Source organism: Vibrio sp. ER1A, assembly GCF_000733315.1.
Taxonomy (GTDB): domain Bacteria; phylum Pseudomonadota; class Gammaproteobacteria; order Enterobacterales; family Vibrionaceae; genus Vibrio; species Vibrio mediterranei.
Genome location: NZ_JPJA01000088.1, coordinates 424989 through 442805 on the forward strand (window position 1 = coordinate 424989; position 17817 = coordinate 442805).

A 17817-nucleotide genomic window follows, 5' to 3' on the forward strand; every position below is an offset into this window, starting at 1 on the left:
GTCTTTATTAATACTACTATAAAATTAAAGTTGTTGTTATTTAAAGGCTTGGCGAGGATTTGGTTCTGGATTTTGCTTCAGGAAAAAAGGGGAATAAAATGTAATTTAGTGATTTCATGATTGTGATCAGTATCTAAGTACTACTCCGTGCAACGATTAAAGGGTGGTTAAATATTAAGATTTCATTAATTTAATATCCATAAGTCAAAGCGTAACAAAAGCTCAGTAATATCAATAATAAAGTCAGTCATCATAATAAATGCGCAAGTTAGGACGTCAGAATTTAGTTTGTTTACATCAATAGCTAAATGCTAGTTGCTAGGAATGGAGTCATTAATGAAGAAGCTCGCAATAATCACCGGTTCAAAAGGCGGAATTGGTTCCGCAATATCATCTGCAATTGTCGATAAAGGATATCGTCTGATTGCTACCTATAACACAGGTAACTACTCATGCGCTAAGGAATGGTTCGACAGCAAGGGTTTCACAGAAGATCAAGTAAGGCTGTTTGAACTGGATGTTACGAATACTGAGGAGTGTAATGAAAAGCTAAATCAACTTCAGCAAGAAGAAGGGACATTTGATCTGGTCGTAAACAATGCCGGTATCACCAGAGATGGCCAGTTCAAGAAAATGAAGGCTGAAGCGTGGTTTGATGTCATCAACACTAATCTGAATAGTGTTTATAACGTGACGCAACCTCTTTTCGCGGCTATGTGTGAAAAAGGTAATGGCCGTGTCATCAATATCTCATCGGTAAATGGTCAAAAAGGGCAGTTTGGCCAAGCGAATTACGCTGCAGCAAAAGCTGGGATGATTGGTTTTACCAAAGCGCTTGCTTCAGAAGGCGCTAGATCTGGAGTTACAGCAAATGTTGTTGCACCTGGTTATACAGGCACGCCTATGGTTGAGGCGATGCGTGAAGACGTTCTCGATTCCATAAAAAGCACCATCCCACTGAAACGCCTAGCAAAACCAGAAGAAGTCGCCGCCACGGTAGCATTTTTGGCAAGCGAAGAAGCGGCTTACATCACAGGTGAAACGGTTGCCATCAATGGCGGCCTATACATGGCGTAATTAAGGGAACAGATAATGGAAAGAGTTTTTATTGTTGCAGCAAAGCGTTCAGCAATCGGTAGTTTTGGTGGCACCTTACAGAGCGTTACTGCTGGAAAACTTGCATCGGAAGTGATTGCTGGAGCGGTCGATGCCTGCGGTATAACCGTTAACGACATAGATGAAGTGATTGTCGGTAATGTTGTGAGTGCAAATCAAGGCATGGGAGTAGGACGACAAGCTTCTATCTATGCGGGTATTCCAGCGGAAGTTCCAGCTTATACGCTAAACATGGTATGTGGCAGTGGAATGAAAACGCTCATGGATGCCGCATCACATATCAAATCAGGCGAGGCAGAAGTTGTTGTCGCTGCTGGTGTTGAGGTTATGTCGCAAATCCCGTTTGCTATGCCAGCGTCGGCACGTTCAGGTCACAAAATGGGGGATATCACCGCAAAGGATCTGCTCGTTTCAGATGGACTCACAGATGTCTTTAACGCTTACCATATGGGTGTGACAGCTGAGAACATCGCTAAGGAAGTCGATATTTCTCGTGACGACCAAGATGCGTATGCCCTACAAAGCCAGCAAAAAGCGGCGGCAGCGATTGAAGCAGGGAAGTTTGTAGACGAAATTCAACCCATTGAGGTGAAAACTAGACGTCAAAGCGTCGAATTTTCGACCGATGAATACCCCAAACTAGACGCGACCATGCAAGGCTTATCTAAGTTAAGGCCTGCGTTTGATAGAGAAGGTACGGTGACGGCGGGTAATGCGTCGGGCATTAATGATGGTGCTAGCGCTTTGGTTGTTGCTTCCGAGTCGGCGGTTGAACGCCTGGGGTTGACTCCACTATGCGAAGTCGTTAACTGCGCTCAAACTGGCATTGATCCCAAAGTTATGGGTCTTGGCCCGGTTCAAGCGGTTACTCAAGTGCTTAGAAAGGCTGAGTTGACTATAGAAAACGTGGATGTGTTTGAGCTTAACGAAGCGTTTGCGGCGCAAGCGTTAGGCGTTATACGCAACTTAGCGTCGCAACATGGTGTGCCTGCGGAGTCTATCTTGCAAAAAGCTAATCCAAATGGTGGTGCTATTGCCTTAGGACATCCATTAGGAGCATCTGGTAATAGAATCATTGTCACTCTCATTCATGAAATGTTACGCGAACAAAAAAATATCGGCGTTGCATCTTTATGTGTAGGTGGTGGCATGGGAACAGCAGTACTTTTGAAAAACTGCCAGTCTTAAAAAACGTAATTGTTAATAGCTCATTACAGTGTTGTCGGATTCCCAAATATTAATGGGATAGTTATATAAAATTGGAATATATTTCCTAGGAGAAATAATCATGTACACGGATATCTTTAAAGTTTTCAATGAACAGTCAGAAAAAACGTTTGAACCATATGCAAAATTCAACAAATTGATGACGAAAAATGTAGAGACTCTAACTGAACTACAACTTAACGCCATGCGTTCTTACAGTGAGCTTGGTTTAAGCCAAATGAAAGCGGCCTCCGAAATTAAAGACGTGTCATCATTAGCGGTTTTTAATAGCCAACAACTTAATACACTGTCTCGCTTATCTCAGCAAATGATGGATGACAGCAATAAGCTTCAACAAGTTGCGAAAGAATTCAAAGAAGATATTGAAGCTCTAACAACTGAAACAGTAAAAGCTAACACACCAGCTTAATGATTCAGGTTTTTTATTAGGGTTGCGGGGGCACTCGTTCCCGCAGCCTTTTTTGTTTTCCAAGAAAAGGGTTTTAACTATGTTTCAAAACTTCTTTTCGGACTACCTTGTGAAACTGCAGGAGAGCAACCAGCAATGGTGGAAAGACTTCGAGCAAGGCAAGGCAGCCGTTAACAGCCCGCTAAGTAAAGCAATGCAGGAACTCAACGCAGAGGATACTGCAGCTTTTATGGATAAGGCTTCACAGCAACCCGCTGCTATGTTGGACATGCAAACTAAATGGTGGACACAACAACTAGAGATTTGGCAGCGAGTAGCACTGCAATCAAGTAAAGAAGAGGTCGTTTCTGTAGAAAAAGGCGATCGTCGATTTGAAGATGATGCATGGAAAGAAGAAGCGTTTTATAATTTCATTAAGCAATCCTATGTTCTTTTCAGTAAGACTTATCTAGAAACCATCAACTCGGTAGAAGGTGTTGATGAGAAAATCAAAGAGCGATTGACGTTTTTCTCCCGACAAACGTTGAATGCACTTTCGCCAACGAACTTCATCGCCACTAATCCTGAACTACTTAAACTAACTGTTGAGCAAAATGGAGAAAACTTGCTTGCTGGACTCCAGCAGTTCCAAGAGGACATCGAAGCAAGTGCAGACGTATTGAAAATTCGTATGACGAATACTGAAGCATTTCAAATAGGTGAACATGTCGCTAATACGGCTGGAGATGTTGTCTATCAGAATGAGCTATTTGAGCTGATTCAATATCGTCCAGTCACAGAAGTGGTGAACTCTACACCATTGCTTATCGTTCCGCCTTTCATCAACAAATACTACATTCTTGACCTTCGTGAGAAAAACTCGATGGTTAAGTGGCTGCTGGAGCAGGGTCACAGTGTATTTATGATGTCGTGGCGAAATCCTGGCGCTTCTCAAGCTAAGGTGGAGTTTGGTGATTACGTGACTAATGGTGTTGTAAAAGCAGTTTCTGCCATTGAGTCGATCACTGGTAAAGATCAAATCAATGCTGCCGGATATTGTATTGGAGGCACTGTCCTCGCTTCTACTGTGGCGTACTACGCCGCCAAACGTATGAAGAAACGGATTGTCTCAGCGTCGTTTTTTACCACGTTGCTTGATTATAGCCAACCTGGCGAAGTAGGAGCTTATATAAACGACACCATCATCAGAGCTATCGAACTGCAAAATAACGCCATAGGTTATATGGATGGTCGCTCACTCAGTGTGACATTTAGCTTGCTTCGCGAAAATAGTCTCTACTGGAACTACTATGTCGATAATTACCTTAAGGGTAACAGTCCCGTAGATTTCGACTTGTTGTACTGGAATAGTGATAGCACTAATGTAACTGCAGCTACACATAATTTTCTATTAAGACAGCTATACCTTGAAAACAAGCTGATTCAGGATAAAGGTGTGAAAATCGGTGGCGTGTGGATAGACTTAGATAAGATACGAATCCCAAGTTACTTTATTTCCACCAAAGAGGATCATATTGCACTTTGGCAAGGAACTTATCGCGGTGCGTTGAAAATGGGTGGGAACAAAACTTTCGTATTGGGCGAATCAGGGCATATCGCAGGTATCGTTAATCACCCCGCAAAAGAGAAATATGGTTTCTGGACTAATTCTACTCTAGAAGAATCCGCAGAAGAGTGGATAGGTAATGCAGAACACCATAAGGGGTCGTGGTGGCTACACTGGAACGAGTGGCTCAAACAGTTTAGCGCGGAAGAGCAAGTTGAACCGTTTTCAACAGGAAATGAAGAATATCCTGTAGTAGGTAGTGCTCCTGGTCAATACGTGTTGCAAACTTTGCCAGTGGTCGATTCCCTGCCAGATAATGAACCGACCTAAAGTTCACATAATCATCAATGCAAAAGGACCTCTTGGTCCTTTTCTTCTTCCAGTATCAAGCCTTTTTATCCGTAACATACTTTTTTTCTGTATAAGAAGTCTTAACATTAGACCAAGAGTTAGTTGTTGAGAGGTTGAGATGGAAATAGAGACGTTAGAACAAAAAGTAAGCTATATATACGGTCGAGAAATCGCGTTGGAACTCGCCAAAAAATCATTTCCAAAAATGAATATCAAAATTGTCCAAGAAGCCATCATGGACACATTCATGCAAAAAGAATGGCCATTTGACCCCTCTGAAAATGAGCAATTGAAGCAACAGATGGAAGATCAGCGCAAAGAAACAGAGAAACAGCTAAAACAGCAACAAACAGAATTTGAACAAGCTTTTTTCAAAAAGAATGGTCAGCGCCGTGAAGTAACAACCCATAGCTCAGGTATTCAGTATGAAATACTAAAAGAGGGGAATGAGCTCGCTAGTGTTTCGTCAGGAACTCAGTGTAAGGTCAGACATAAGACTTGGCTTCTAAACGGACGTCAAGTTGATAGCTCTGTACATCTGCCTGAGCCGCTAACGATTTCTTTAAATCAGGCTCCTGTCTCTTGGTTAGTCGTACTAAAACAGATGAAGCTAGGTTCTACGTGGCGTTTATATGTCCCAGCGCACTTAGCTTACAAAGAAGATGAACATCCTAGGATTCCAGAAGAAACTGCTGTCGTTTTCGAGTTGAGTCTCGTGTCTATTTGATGATATAGATTATTTGTCTTTCATTGTAAAAACATACAGAACTATGTGCTAGGTATTTTTATTTAATTAAGATGGTATATTGAGGTGCCTTTTAGGTATTAATATTTCTTATCTGAACTTTAAAAGAACATAATATTACTTATGGAGAAATGTGTTATATTGCATGCTGTTTTGTTGGTCAAATGTAGCGTTAAGGTTTTTGCTGGAGTGCTATTCGTAACAAAATGAGTGATCCCAGTCACAGTGCAGAACCAGAAAACAAATTTGTAATTCTAATCGTCAGTATCTAGCTGCTAATCTGCTCCGGCTTTTTGATGTCCCCATCTCTAAGCAATATAAAAATAAGGAGTAATTATGACTAATACCAAAAAACCAATGTCACTGACTACACGAGTGATTATCGGTATGGTTGCAGGTATTTTGACGGGCTTCGCGATTCGAAGCTTGTTTGCTGAGAACGGATTTGTAGACGCATACATCGTTAATGGTTTGTTCGAAGTTGGTGGCCAAATTTTCATCGCCAGCTTGAAGATGCTTGTTGTACCTTTGGTTTTTGTATCGCTAGTTTGTGGTACAAGTTCTTTGAAGGACGTAACCACTCTAGGCCGTTTAGGTGGTAAGACTGTTCTTTTTTATGTAGCAACGACAGCAGTTGCGATCACCTTAGCTCTTACCATGGGCACTGTGTTCCAACCGGGTGCAGGTGCAGACCTTACTGCTGCTAGTTCATTTGCCGCTGCTGAAGCCCCATCTTTAGGGCAGGTCATCATTGACATGTTCCCAACTAACCCTATTAGCGCAATGGCAGAAGGTAAAACACTACAAGTCATCGTGTTTGCTGTATTGTTCGGTATTGCGATTAGTGCTGCGGGCGAACCTGGAGAGCGAATCGCGGCTGTGTTCCGTGACCTTAACGAAGTGATCATGAAGTTGGTAGCTTTGTTAATGAACATCGCCCCTTACGGTGTATTCTTCTTAATGGCTAAGCTCTTTACTGGTTTAGGTTTAAGCGCCATCTTTAACCTTGCAGAGTACTTCTTCGTTCTAACAGCCACATTACTATTGCATGGCTTGGTTACGTACAGTGTCATGCTTAAGTCATTTACAGGTTTAAGTCCTGTTACCTTCTTGAAGAAGATGGAAGACGCTGTCATGTTCGCGTTTTCGACCGCATCATCCAACGCAACCATTCCTGTTACCATGGAAACGGCTCAGAATCGTCTTGGTGTGGATAACAAAGTATCGTCCTTTACTATCCCGCTGGGTGCAACCATCAATATGGACGGTACGGCAATCATGCAGGGTGTCGCGACGGCGTTTATTGCTCAGGCGTTTAATATTGATTTAACCATGGGTGATTACCTGACGGTTATCCTGACAGCGACCCTTGCGTCAATTGGTACTGCGGGCGTTCCTGGTGTTGGCCTTATCATGTTAGCCATGGTACTAAACCAAGTGGGTCTACCTTTAGAAGGTATTGCATTAATCATGGGTGTTGACCGCCTATTAGATATGATTCGTACCGCAGTTAACATCACAGGTGACAGTGCAGTTACTTGTATTGTTGCTAAATCGGAAGGTGCATTGAACATCGATAAGTTCAACGATCCTGCTGCCGGTGAAAACGAAGAAAAGGTTGAACTAGTTCGAAGCTAATTCAACGAGAGAAAACAAACGGGGCTAATGATATGTCATTAGCCCCTTTCTTTTGTCTTTTAGTTACTCAGCATTGCTTACTCTATATTTCTTGAAGCTATATATAGCAAGACTTCCCCAAGCGAAGGCTTGAATCCAAAGTTGCGTCCATGCCCCACGTATTTGAGACCACTCGGCACCCATTTGATTCAGCTTCAAAAAGCCATTAATCGCTGCTTGCGTAGGGAAGATTGCAGCAAACCACTTGATGGGCTCTGGGAGCATTTCTATTGGCCATATAAAGCCTGCGGAAAAGATCAGAGGCATTGAGCTTAGCAGAACAACAACAGTTACTAGCTCTCTTCGTGGTGTAATGGCGCCCAAAAATATGCCAATAAAACAGGAAGTAAGCAAAAACGGCAACATTAGAGTCAGCAATTCAACGGGGTGTGCCAGCTTACTGATACCATACATCTCGAAGCTAGCACCGAAGTAATACATACCAAGTAGGTAGTAAATAAGCGTCAGCACAATGCTGCGAACAGCCACAACAGATAACACTGATTGAGAGCACCAGTAACCTTTACCTTGGCGTTGTGTTCCACCAACTAAACCGGACGCCATTGCGAGAGTCTGTTGAAGGATTAATACAAATACTGCTGGCACAACATAGTCTACATACCCCATTCGAGGGTTAAAGGTAGGTTTGGTGTTAAGTTGAGTCGCTGCATACTGTTTGCTCGCCAGCTCTAGAGGGATGCCATCGATAAGCAATTTGGTTACTTTGGCTTTTGCTGCCAATGTCCCGCCAGCTTGCGCTAGACCCTCAACCACGGTTCCATAAACCAAAAACAAAGCGGCATCGCCAGCGTAGGCGAGTACTGGACTTTTCCCTAACATAAGGTCTTTGTAGAAATGCTCAGGGATCACCAAAATACCGGACACTTCCCCATTTAAAAAAGCCTCTTTCGCTGCAGCAATAGTATGGTCTCGCTGTACCACTTTCACATTTGGTGTTGCGTCGACCATCCGTTCTAATTGAAAGCTGGTTTGACTGAGATCTAAGTTGACTACAGAGATTGGTTGTTCTCTTGGTGTTTGCTGAGTGTAGGGAAGAGGGTATAAAAACGAATAGAAAATCACGCCACCAAATACCGTTAGTACTACTGCGGGATTGGTGAGAATGGCTTTGAGTTCGAGTTTTACATGTTCTAACAGCGTCATGCTACTAACTCCTTACTCATATGTTTTTTAATTAACACAGACGTTACTACCAATGGGATGACGTAAACTAACATTGGTGTTAAGTGCGAGAGTGACTGAAGTGGAGTGACGCCGTAACTTGCTTGGCTTACCTGAACCTCAATGTAATGACTGATTGGTAATAGCTCACGCCAAAATAACGCGAGGGGATTCATGTCTGTCGCTGGAAAAGTAATTCCCATAAACGCAAAACTTGGTGCGGTAAATGCGCCCGCAAAACTCATCGCACGTGCAGCATCGCAAGTTAAGAAGAAAAACAGTGCTGCCATTATCATACAGGTGATCGTAGTAACGATCTGTGCAAAGAAGAGCACCAGCCAACTTCCTTCCATTGGCCATCCAATTAAGTCGTAAAACCACACTAAAAAGAAAGTGCCTTGCAACAAGAACCAGAGGAAATAGGGGAACAAGGTCTGTGCCAATCTTGATATGGGTTTTTCTTGTCCTAACCAAGGAGTGAGTCCGGAGATTCGATAGTTTGCACTCAACACCAGTACAGTGAAAGACACAACAGCGATTTGCCAAATTGCTGGAACGATAGCACTCACTAGGAACTGAGCATAGTTAGTGCCTTTGTTGAACAGCGGTGTTATCTGAGTTCTCACGTTGACCGCTTTACCCATAGCTGCAGCGCCTGTTGTGTCGCCTTTTGCTAGAGCTTTGACAACTTCAACTTGAGCATTAAAAGTGCCTTGTGCTTGTAGAGCCGCAGAATTGATCAAGCGTCCAACGAGTATGTACTGACTGTTATAAAACAAGGTTACTTCTGGACGTAATGACTTCACTACGGCTTTATCAAAACCATGCGGTATGGTTAGAATTGCGTAAATATTGCCCTCTATGAGGGCATCACGAGCCTGGCCAATGTCATCATATTGATGATTAACACTCAACATCGAGGTGGCATCGTAGTTTCGAATTAGCTTTTGCGATAACTGGCTTTTACTCAGGTCAACCACACCAATGGGTAAGTTACTGGCGATTCCTTGGGAAAAGATCCAATAGATAGAAAGGCACAGTAATATTGGCACCCAAGAGAGGCAGGATAATAACCATTTGTCATGGCGTAGTATCTGCCATTGGCTATGAAACTGACTTTTCGCGAGTTTTCGTTTAGCTAATGTTGGAAAAGAGTGAGGCATAATGGCTTCCTACATTTCTACCACTAAGCTCATACCCATACGAAGCGGTACATCCTTATCTACAGGACGAGCTTCAACTTCAAAGGTACGAAGATCGAAACCTTGAGTCGCGTCAGTTGAACGCCATGTAGCAAAGTCACCCATTACAGCAACGTGGAACACTTTAAAGGTCACGGTTTCATCAAGTGCAGGTAAGTAAGCATCAAATTCTTTACCTTTCTCGAATTGGCTTAAAAGATCCTCACGTACATTCAGAACGGCCCAGGTGTCTTTGGTATCAATAACCGTAACAACAGGGAAGCCTTGAGGTGCAAGTTCGCCACTGTGCAGCAATACTTGTGAAACTTCACCATCAAACCAAGAATGAATTTTAGTGTCAGCTGCATAAGCTTCCACTTCGGCTACCGCGCCTTCCGCCATTCGAGCTTTTTCTGCCGCAGCGAGTTTTGTTTCAGAACGCGCCCCTTCTTTGGTCATCTGGTACATCTGAAATGCTGCGCTTTCGGTGTATTTGGCTGCTTGCCATTGAGTCATTGCTTCATCACGTTTCTGCTCAGCTACCACACCATCTTTATATAGGTTGTTAACTCGTAGATACGTTTTCTCAAGTAATGCTGCAGCGGCTTTTGCTTTGCGCCATTGGTCTTCTGCTGCTTGAATCTGTTGCTTACGTGCCCCTGTCTCCGCTTCTTTGGCAAGTGCTCCCGCAGCTTTTTGTCCGGCTACGGCTTGCTCGAGTTTGGCTTCGATTTCTGGGCTATGGATGGTGAAAATGAGTTGGCCTTCAGCTACTTCGTCACCTTTTCGCACTAATACTTCATCAATGCGACCTGGTACTTTTGATGAAATGCTATATTGCTGAGACTCGATTTGCCCTTGTAGGCGAAATGGAGGTGTTTGATAGGCATCATAAAATTTGTATCCAACCCAACCAATAATCGCAATCGTACCTAATGTCAGTAAAGTAGGTTTTACCTTGTTCATGATGCATCCTTCGTTCTTAGTTGAGCTGGGGTAATAGCGTTATATTTATACGTAGAAAAGTTGTTCATCTCGCTAGAAAGCGCGAGTAATTTATTTAATGACAGTAAGTACTGGAAGCTTGCGGCGTCTTGCTGGGTCTTGACGCTGGCAAGATAAAGCTCAGCATCGACCACGTCTAGAGAGCGGCCTAATCCTTGAGAAAAGGCTTTTTGGCGTAGCTTGAGGTTCTCTTCTGCAAGTTGAATACTGGTATTCAACCCTTGCACTTCATCGAGTGCTTGCTGCGCTTCCAAGTAAGTTTTCTCAACTAAGACACTTAAGTCTTGTTTCGCTTGTTTCTTTAAAAATTGTACTTGAGATACCGCACTGTTAGCCGCTTTCATTTGCTCACTGCGGCCTGTGTTCTCAAGAAGTGGGACACTTACACCAATACCAACTAACCAATCTGGCTTCAGCTGTCCAGCCAATGAATCGCCGTGATACAGGCTATAGTCACCGTAGGCGTATACTTCTGGGAAATATTTACCTTTCTCAGCCTTCATCAAGCTACTTGCTTGCTTCTCTTTGGCATCAAGAATGGAGAGACCAGGGTAGGTGTCTAGAGTTTGGTCAACGAAAGCATCCAGCGGTGGCAGGTTTTCGTTGATAAAGAGCTGGTCACGAGGCTCAACGGTTTCAGATTGCCCTAAAACTTGGGTAAGGGCAGCTTCAGCTATATCTAGGCCGTGTTGTGCTTTTGCGCGCTCCACTACCGCTTTCGCTAATGATGCTTCTGCTTGAAGGCGCTCAACTCGAGCAATTTGTCCTTGTTCTTCGAGTTTAATGGCGAAGTCTCGGTGCTTGGTTAGCCCTTCTTCTGCCGCCATTCTGGTTTCAACGACATTGCGTGCGAGCACCACGCTAAAATAGTATTTACTTAAATCTTCGTATCGAGCTTGAACTTCCATTGCAAGCTGGCTTTGAGCCTCTTCTTTTTTACCCTCAGCGGCAGTTTGTGCTGCTGTGATTCGGCCACCAGTAAAGATTGGCCAAACGGCTCGAATTGATGAGCTAAATACATCTTGTGTTTCGATTGTTGAGGTTACACCACCAAGTAGGTTGCCAAGTAAAGGTCCAAGAGCAGAAGCACCTGCGGGTAACCCACTTAAGCTATCCGCAAACTGTGAACCACTAATTGTCACATCTTGATCCAATCGAGTGTAGTTAGCGCCAACCGTAACCTTAGGTAGGTTTAGGCTACTGCTTGCATCTTGTAAGTGCCCGTATCGTTCTACGTTGGCTCGTTGGGCGGCTAAAGAATTATTGTTTTGTTGAAGCAATTGCCAGGCTTCATCAAAGGAGACTTCGGCAGAGTAGCTGCCGAAAGAAAGCGTTCCTAGCAATGCGCCCACAACCAGCGGTAGGGACCTTATTTTCATGTTTGCTCCAAAACAGATGTTAATAAATTAATTAGAGTATATGCTCTAATAAAATGGTGTGCAATAACATAACTATAGATGTTTTTTCGAGTGCTATGCGGTTAAGTATCTGTTATTTAGAAGCTAAACGATATATTTTGATGACGGATACTAAAAAAGCAACGTCACATTACGTGCCGTTGCTTTTTTTTAAACGATCTTAATCATTTGATGGACAAACGTAGCCTGCTCTCCACATTAAGTCTTTTGCTTGAAGCAGTTCTTTTAAGACTTCACTGCCTGACATTTGTGGTGAAGCGAACGATACCATAACCTCGTGTTCTAGTTCCGATACTTGTGAGTTTGTCGCTTGATATGCTCTGACGTGAGTAAATGTAGCGCGTCGATTTTTCGACAGCATCGCCCGATTAAGGCAAATTCCAAAACAGTCCCGTTCCATAACGACGTTCCTTCTTACGTTGTATTTTGCGCTCTGCACAAGGGTTACTGCGTTTTCGTTTATTATTTTCTAGTTATAAGTGACCTTGAAAGTTACGTTTGAGTCGACAAATAGCAAGTAGACTCAGATACTTTTTAGATAACAATTTTACTATACGGAATAACGGCTGAATTGTTCTAAAAATAAGCTAAAAGTGATGTGATCATAATCAGATATTCGGTTGCATATGCATGTAACTGACATGAATATTTACACTCTACCTGTAGGAATCAAAGAGCGTTTTTATCGTCTATTTGACTGATTCTACGTAAATTAATTATATGCTTCACAGTTCGATACTCAATTGAGTGTTCGTATGTTACAACGCTGTTACAGTATGGGTGTTAGGGAGAGTTATCATGAAATGGAACCAGATAAGTTTTCGACACCGAATGCTCATAATTATGACGGTTTCGGGGTTGTTGCAGTTGCTTGTCTTATCATTAGCTGGATTTAGCTACATCAAGCAGTCCCAAGAACAGGAGATGGGGCTAAAAGCCAAAGGCGTCGCAACATTCTTGGCGCAGTCTAGTGCTGTTATCAATATGATTGAACAGAACACGTCTGCCCGAATGCAAAACCGATTTCGAGGGCTTACTGAGATGATTGGGGCAGCCTTCATTGTTATTGGTGACGAGAAAGGCATTCGTTTAGTCCATCCTATTGATGAACGAATTGGGTTGCCAATGAAAGGGGGTGATAATGATCAAGCTCTGATTCATGGTCAAACCTACGTATCGTTTGCAGAAGGATCTCTTGGTAAGTCAGTTCGAGGCAAAGCGGCGGTATTTGATAAAGATGGCAATATCATAGGTGTTGTTTCCGTCGGCTACTTATTGGATAGACTCCAAGACCGTATTGAGCCTTATTTAGCGTTCCTCCTTGGAATGGCAGTACTGGTGCTCATTGTGAACGCGATTGTTTCTTACTTTATCTCACGTCGTTTTCAAAAAGCACTATTGGGTTTTGAACCAGAAGAGATCGGTCGTCTTTATGGCGAGTTGGACGTCACTATGAGCACCATTAAGGAAGGTGTTATTAGCATTGACTCCGATGGGGTATTACGTTCAATTAATACCAGTGCGTGTGAGATCTTAGGATTAACTAAATCGGCTGTTATGAACAAACCTCTGTACCAGGTATTACCTAACTCTGACCTGCAAAGTTTGATCGAAAGCCAAGAGTCAGATAACGATATTGAGCTGTATCTCAATCAACAACGCATCGTTGCTAATCGCAGTCCCATTGTTGTTGATGGCAAAGTCGTTGGTGCGGTGTCGAGTTTTCGTTTGCGCGATGAAATCTCGGAATTGACTGAACAGCTATCGCAAACCAAAGCTTATGCAGAGCTGCTGCGTTCGCAGACACATGAACATCGAAACAAGCTGAACACTATAAGTGGATTGGTACAAATGAGGGAATTGGATGCAGTGCAGCATCTCATTGGGCAAGAAACTGAGCACTATCAGAGCTTAATTGAGTTCCTACGAGAAACCGTTAAAGACCCGTTAATCGCCGGCATGCTTCTCGGAAAAACAGAGCGTGCACGTGAACTGGGTTTAGGATTAAAAGTAGAAGATGAGTCGCGACTTGAACCATTGCCAAAAGAGATAAATGCTGATGACTTAGTGACCATTTTGGGTAATTTAATTGATAACGCGTTTGAAGCAACATTATCGGCTATTGCACATTCTCCTCATGAGCGGTTAGAGCGGTCAGAAGTTGAAGTGTCGGTGAGTGACTTTGGTAATGAAATCATTTTAGAAGTCATTGATAAGGGGTGTGGCTTACCCAAGCATCTCGATGTGGAATCGCTGACTCAACGCGGAGTGTCTAGCAAATCAGTCACTAATCGAGGTGTGGGATTGTTTTTAGTCAAGCAATTGACTGAAAGGTACCAAGGGCAGTTGGAAATAGTAGAAAACAAGGATATCGGCGCACGTGTGACGGTATATATTCCTAAGGATGGATTAGCATGAGTGACTTAACACGAGTCATGATAATAGAAGACGATTTAAAAATCGCAGAACTGCATCGTCGATACCTAGAGCAAATTGGTGGTTTTGAAGTAGTTGGAATGGCGACATCAAAAGCCGAAGCTGAAATACAGCTTGAAATTTTAGAACCCGAACTAGTGATGCTCGATGTCTATTTGCCAGATGGTACTGGCATAGAAATTTTGGCTTGGCTGCGGAGTTTGAATCAAGAGTGTGATGTTATTTTGATTACTGCTGCACGCGATGTTGAAACTCTGCAACAGGCGATGCGTGGCGGTGTGATTGATTACTTATTAAAGCCAGTCATGTTTCCTCGGCTGGAGGCCGCATTGAAAAAGTACCAGAAACGTACTGAGCAACTGCATCACGTGAAAGGTCTGGATCAATCACTAGTAGATGAAATGATGCAAGCTAGTAACACAGAGAAAAATGTTGAGCTTCGGCTGCCGAAGGGAATTGATGGCGTGACACTTGAGAAAATTCGTGCGTTGTTTAAAGAAGATAAGCCATTTACCGCCGATGAAGCAGGGGAAATGATTGGCGCGAGCAGAACGACAGCAAGACGATACTTGGAGTTTCTTATTAGTAATGGCGAGTTGGTAGCAGACGTGAATTACGGCACCGTCGGACGCCCTGAGCGCTGTTATCGTAAAGTTATACGTTAATCATCTCTTAATCTGATTTTCAAAGGATTTCTAAAGCCCTTTTGTTGTTTTACAAAAGGGCTTTTTTCGTACTATTCGGCCGAATCGTGATCTTGATTCAATAAACTCAGCCCAATAGAAAGGAAAAATCCTCATGAAACGTAACGGCTTTACGCTTATCGAACTTGTTGTAGTTATCGTTATTCTTGGCATTTTAGCAGTCAGTGCCGCACCAAGGTTCTTAAATCTTACCACTGATGCCCGAGTAAGCGTGTTGAAAGGCGCTCAAGCTGCGGTTAAAGGTATGGATTCATTGGTTTATAGCAAGGCCGTAATCAATGGCGTTGAACGCAATGGAGATAAAGCAGTCAAAATTGATGGTAAAAGAGTAAACTTAATCAATGGCCACTTGAAACTGGATACTAAAAACAACGTCGCTCAATTTCTTGATACAGACATGAATTATCATGTCAAACAGAATGGTGCTACTGACGGTGGTGAGTTGGTTATCTATGGTGGTAAAGAAATACGCAATGTTGAAACTGTGAAAGAGGGCGGCTGCTTTCTTCTTGTTACTCAACCAGATTCTGAAAAAGGCGAGTACCGCTACGCTATTATCGACCAGAATTGTTAAATAAATAAGAGCCACTCAATAGAGTGGCTCTGTTAGTATCAATTCATATTGAACTAATTCATATTGAACTTAAGATTCAACTTTCTTGGGTTGATAAAACCATTTTTTAACCAATGAAAGTAACGCGGGTCCAACAAGTACTAGCACTGCCAACACAGTAAACGTCAATGTGATAGGGCGCTCCCACAAGAAGCTTAGCTCACCATCACTGATCATCAGTGCTCGTCTTAAGTTTTCTTCCATTAATCCACCAAGAATAAAACCAAGTAGTAACGGAGCTAATGGGAAATTGGCTAGCCTTAATGCGATTGCTGCCATTGCTACGAGAAGCATGATAAACACGTCCATGGTATTGAACGAGACCAAATACACCCCGGTAATCGAGAAGAATAGGATCATCGGCAACAATACGGTTCTTGGTACCGCCAGTAGCTTAGAAATATAAGGAATCAACGGTAGGTTTAAGATAACTAGAACGATGTTACCGAAGTACATAGAGATGATGACTGACCAGAACACGTCTGGATGTTCAACGAATAGTCGAGGACCCGGTTGAATACCATAAGCGATCAGTGCACCCAACATAATTGCAGTTGTACCGGAACCAGGGATACCAAGCGTTAATAGCGGAACAAACGAACCACTTGATGCTGCATTGTTAGCAGACTCTGGTGCAACCAAGCCACGAATGCTTCCTTTGCCAAATTCTTCTTTTTTGTCTTTAGGCGCAAGGTTACGCTCCATACCATAAGAAAGGAAAGCGGCAATAGTTGCGCCTGCGCCTGGAAGGACACCGGTAAAGAAGCCCAAGATAGAAGAACGAATAGAGACAGGTGCCACTTCTTTTACTTCTTCTTTAGTGATCTTCATGCTTCCTATATCGCTCATCTTGCGCTGTTCGTCTTGGCGTGTATCTTTTTCTGGTTTAAGGATACCCATCAAGGTTTCGCCTAAAGCAAAGGTTGCCATCGCAAGTAATAGGAAACTAAATCCGTCCATTAGGTCAGTTAAACCAAAGGTAAAACGCTCGACACCCACACCTTTATCGATACCGACTGTTGATAGCATGAGTCCCAGCACAACCATCATCCACGCTTTAATAACCTGACCTTTGCCAGCGAATGCCGCAACCGCAGATAAACCAAGTAGCATCAGCGCAAAGTAGTCCGAAGACTGGAAACTCAATGAAACTTTGGCAAGGGCGGGGGCTGCGAACAGCAACATGATGGCAGAAAGTGTACCGCCGGTAAAAGAAGAGTAGGCTGCGAGAGCTAACGCTTTACCTGCTTGGCCTTTCTGTGCCATTGGGTAACCATCAAATGCGGTAACAACGGTTGATGAACAGCCCGGAGCATTAATAAGAATGGATGAGGTTGAACCTCCGAATACCGCGCCGTAGTAAACACCGGCCATCAGGATTAGGCCAGAGGAGGGATCCAGTCCGTAAGTAATAGGGATCATCAACGCGATTGCAGAAATAGGGCCCAGACCCGGAAGCATCCCGATAAAAGTACCGACAAAACAACCGACAATCACCATCATGATGTTCATCGGCATAACTGCCGTTGATAATCCTTGTAAAATTCCGTCTAACATAATGGTGTCCTACCAAAGAGTGAAGATGAGTCCAGGCTCTAGATAAATATCTAGTCCTTGCGTAAGCATGAGATAAAAAGCGATGACAAAAGGAAAAGAAGCACCAAGTAAAATGCTCTTACGACGTTCGCCAAGTAAATAGAACCCAATCATTAAGAAGAAACCAGTAGCGAGGACAAATCCTAGATAGGTTAGTCCCAAGCCATAAGCGGCCATTAACACCAAAAATCCAATCAGTAGTTTCCAATTGAAATCAGTGACGGCGCCGCTTTTTTCATTAGGTTGTCCGGTGACAAGAAGAATTACCGACAGCACAATACCAACAACGGTTAATATGTTTGGTAACGTTCTCGCGGTGAACGGTTCGTACTCATCCCCAGGAAACATTGGGATTAGCGATGTCTGGTATCCATAGCATAAGCAAAGGATCATAAATATCATCGCACCTACACGATCACGAGAAAGTAGATTTTCTTTCGTGAACAGCTTAGAGGTGAAATCTGACATAACTCACTCCAGGTAAAGAAAAGAGAAAAGGCCGTATACAAGGGATCGATGAGCGTCGACCAAGTGGGTAAGAGAACTCAGGACACAGTCTTTTTACCCGATAAACAAAGGAGTACTGCTAGAGCAATTACAAACTGAAGGAT

Annotated in this window: 16 protein-coding genes; 9 read left to right on the forward strand and 7 right to left on the reverse strand. The window is 43.2% G+C overall.

Going from position 1 to position 17817, the window contains the following annotated elements:
• The first annotated feature begins 336 nt into the window (after window positions 1-336).
• From HW45_RS17415 to HW45_RS17440, 6 genes are all read left to right on the forward strand, one after another.
• Window positions 337-1077 carry an SDR family oxidoreductase gene (locus HW45_RS17415; protein WP_006072390.1) on the forward strand — a complete coding sequence of 247 codons (741 nt, stop codon included), beginning with the start codon at window positions 337-339 and terminating at the stop codon, window positions 1075-1077.
• A 15-nt stretch (window positions 1078-1092) separates the two neighbouring features.
• Window positions 1093-2304 carry an acetyl-CoA C-acetyltransferase gene (locus tag HW45_RS17420; RefSeq protein WP_038228514.1) on the forward strand — a complete coding sequence of 404 codons (1212 nt, stop codon included), beginning with the start codon at window positions 1093-1095 and terminating at the stop codon, window positions 2302-2304.
• 100 nt (window positions 2305-2404) lie between these two features.
• Window positions 2405-2752, forward strand: a complete 348-nt coding sequence (locus tag HW45_RS17425; protein WP_038228517.1) for a phasin family protein — start codon at window positions 2405-2407, stop codon at window positions 2750-2752.
• 79 nt (window positions 2753-2831) lie between these two features.
• Complete coding sequence (gene phaC, locus HW45_RS17430) at window positions 2832-4628, forward strand: class I poly(R)-hydroxyalkanoic acid synthase (protein WP_038228519.1); 1797 nt, start codon at window positions 2832-2834, stop codon at window positions 4626-4628.
• 139 nt (window positions 4629-4767) lie between these two features.
• The gene (locus HW45_RS28435) at window positions 4768-5376 is read left to right on the forward strand and encodes an FKBP-type peptidyl-prolyl cis-trans isomerase N-terminal domain-containing protein (RefSeq protein ID WP_006072399.1); all 609 of its coding nucleotides are present in this window, start codon (window positions 4768-4770) and stop codon (window positions 5374-5376) included.
• Between the two features lie 354 nt (window positions 5377-5730).
• Entirely contained in the window at window positions 5731-7032 is a 1302-nt protein-coding gene (locus tag HW45_RS17440) for a dicarboxylate/amino acid:cation symporter (RefSeq protein WP_038228520.1), read from the forward strand.
• 63 nt (window positions 7033-7095) lie between these two features.
• Here the strand turns inward: HW45_RS17440 and HW45_RS17445 are convergent, their stop codons facing one another.
• The 5 genes from HW45_RS17445 to HW45_RS17465 form a co-directional block, all read right to left on the reverse strand.
• Complete coding sequence (locus HW45_RS17445; protein ID WP_038228522.1) at window positions 7096-8235, reverse strand: ABC transporter permease; 1140 nt, start codon at window positions 8233-8235, stop codon at window positions 7096-7098.
• Complete coding sequence (locus tag HW45_RS17450) at window positions 8232-9416, reverse strand: ABC transporter permease (protein ID WP_051868200.1); 1185 nt, start codon at window positions 9414-9416, stop codon at window positions 8232-8234. The genes HW45_RS17445 and HW45_RS17450 overlap by 4 nt, the downstream gene beginning before the upstream one ends.
• A gap of 9 nt (window positions 9417-9425) precedes the next feature.
• Window positions 9426-10400, reverse strand: a complete 975-nt coding sequence (locus tag HW45_RS17455) for an HlyD family secretion protein (RefSeq protein ID WP_038228524.1) — start codon at window positions 10398-10400, stop codon at window positions 9426-9428.
• Window positions 10397-11818: a TolC family protein gene (locus HW45_RS17460; protein ID WP_051868202.1), complete on the reverse strand. Its 1422-nt coding sequence runs from the start codon at window positions 11816-11818 to the stop codon at window positions 10397-10399. Before HW45_RS17460 ends, HW45_RS17455 begins: the two co-directional genes overlap by 4 nt.
• A 199-nt stretch (window positions 11819-12017) precedes the next feature.
• Entirely contained in the window at window positions 12018-12257 is a 240-nt protein-coding gene (locus tag HW45_RS17465) for a hypothetical protein (protein WP_006072408.1), read from the reverse strand.
• A 398-nt stretch (window positions 12258-12655) separates the two neighbouring features.
• Here HW45_RS17465 and HW45_RS17470 point away from each other — a divergent pair, with 398 nt between their 5' ends.
• The 3 genes from HW45_RS17470 (at window position 12656) to HW45_RS30240 (ending at window position 15571) form a co-directional block, all read left to right on the forward strand.
• Entirely contained in the window at window positions 12656-14275 is a 1620-nt protein-coding gene (locus HW45_RS17470) for an ATP-binding protein (RefSeq protein WP_038228526.1), read from the forward strand.
• Window positions 14272-14958 (forward strand): response regulator, encoded by a 687-nt coding sequence (locus HW45_RS17475; protein ID WP_038228528.1) that lies wholly within the window; start codon window positions 14272-14274, stop codon window positions 14956-14958. Before HW45_RS17470 ends, HW45_RS17475 begins: the two co-directional genes overlap by 4 nt.
• Window positions 14959-15091: 133 nt before the next feature.
• Window positions 15092-15571, forward strand: a complete 480-nt coding sequence (locus HW45_RS30240) for a type II secretion system protein (RefSeq protein ID WP_081875848.1) — start codon at window positions 15092-15094, stop codon at window positions 15569-15571.
• 69 nt (window positions 15572-15640) lie between these two features.
• Here HW45_RS30240 and HW45_RS17485 read toward each other — a convergent pair whose 3' ends face one another.
• Together HW45_RS17485 and HW45_RS17490 are read right to left on the reverse strand one after the other, a co-directional pair.
• Window positions 15641-17167, reverse strand: a complete 1527-nt coding sequence (locus tag HW45_RS17485) for a tripartite tricarboxylate transporter permease (RefSeq protein ID WP_006072415.1) — start codon at window positions 17165-17167, stop codon at window positions 15641-15643.
• Between the two features lie 9 nt (window positions 17168-17176).
• Window positions 17177-17674 carry a tripartite tricarboxylate transporter TctB family protein gene (locus HW45_RS17490; protein ID WP_038228530.1) on the reverse strand — a complete coding sequence of 166 codons (498 nt, stop codon included), beginning with the start codon at window positions 17672-17674 and terminating at the stop codon, window positions 17177-17179.
• Window positions 17675-17817 lie beyond the last annotated feature (143 nt).

Bases quoted from the DNA above. Each gene is read 5' to 3' on its own strand.
- HW45_RS17415 (WP_006072390.1), top strand. From the start codon at position 337: ATGAAGAAGCTCGCAATAATCACCGGTTCAAAAGGCGGAATTGGTTCC.
- HW45_RS17420 (WP_038228514.1), top strand. From the start codon at position 1,093: ATGGAAAGAGTTTTTATTGTTGCAGCAAAGCGTTCAGCAATCGGTAGT.
- HW45_RS17425 (WP_038228517.1), top strand. From the start codon at position 2,405: ATGTACACGGATATCTTTAAAGTTTTCAATGAACAGTCAGAAAAAACG.
- phaC (WP_038228519.1), top strand. From the start codon at position 2,832: ATGTTTCAAAACTTCTTTTCGGACTACCTTGTGAAACTGCAGGAGAGC.
- HW45_RS28435 (WP_006072399.1), top strand. From the start codon at position 4,768: ATGGAAATAGAGACGTTAGAACAAAAAGTAAGCTATATATACGGTCGA.
- HW45_RS17440 (WP_038228520.1), top strand. From the start codon at position 5,731: ATGACTAATACCAAAAAACCAATGTCACTGACTACACGAGTGATTATC.
- HW45_RS17445 (WP_038228522.1), bottom strand. From the start codon at position 8,235: ATGACGCTGTTAGAACATGTAAAACTCGAACTCAAAGCCATTCTCACC.
- HW45_RS17450 (WP_051868200.1), bottom strand. From the start codon at position 9,416: ATGCCTCACTCTTTTCCAACATTAGCTAAACGAAAACTCGCGAAAAGT.
- HW45_RS17455 (WP_038228524.1), bottom strand. From the start codon at position 10,400: ATGAACAAGGTAAAACCTACTTTACTGACATTAGGTACGATTGCGATT.
- HW45_RS17460 (WP_051868202.1), bottom strand. From the start codon at position 11,818: ATGAAAATAAGGTCCCTACCGCTGGTTGTGGGCGCATTGCTAGGAACG.
- HW45_RS17465 (WP_006072408.1), bottom strand. From the start codon at position 12,257: ATGGAACGGGACTGTTTTGGAATTTGCCTTAATCGGGCGATGCTGTCG.
- HW45_RS17470 (WP_038228526.1), top strand. From the start codon at position 12,656: ATGAAATGGAACCAGATAAGTTTTCGACACCGAATGCTCATAATTATG.
- HW45_RS17475 (WP_038228528.1), top strand. From the start codon at position 14,272: ATGAGTGACTTAACACGAGTCATGATAATAGAAGACGATTTAAAAATC.
- HW45_RS30240 (WP_081875848.1), top strand. From the start codon at position 15,092: ATGAAACGTAACGGCTTTACGCTTATCGAACTTGTTGTAGTTATCGTT.
- HW45_RS17485 (WP_006072415.1), bottom strand. From the start codon at position 17,167: ATGTTAGACGGAATTTTACAAGGATTATCAACGGCAGTTATGCCGATG.
- HW45_RS17490 (WP_038228530.1), bottom strand. From the start codon at position 17,674: ATGTCAGATTTCACCTCTAAGCTGTTCACGAAAGAAAATCTACTTTCT.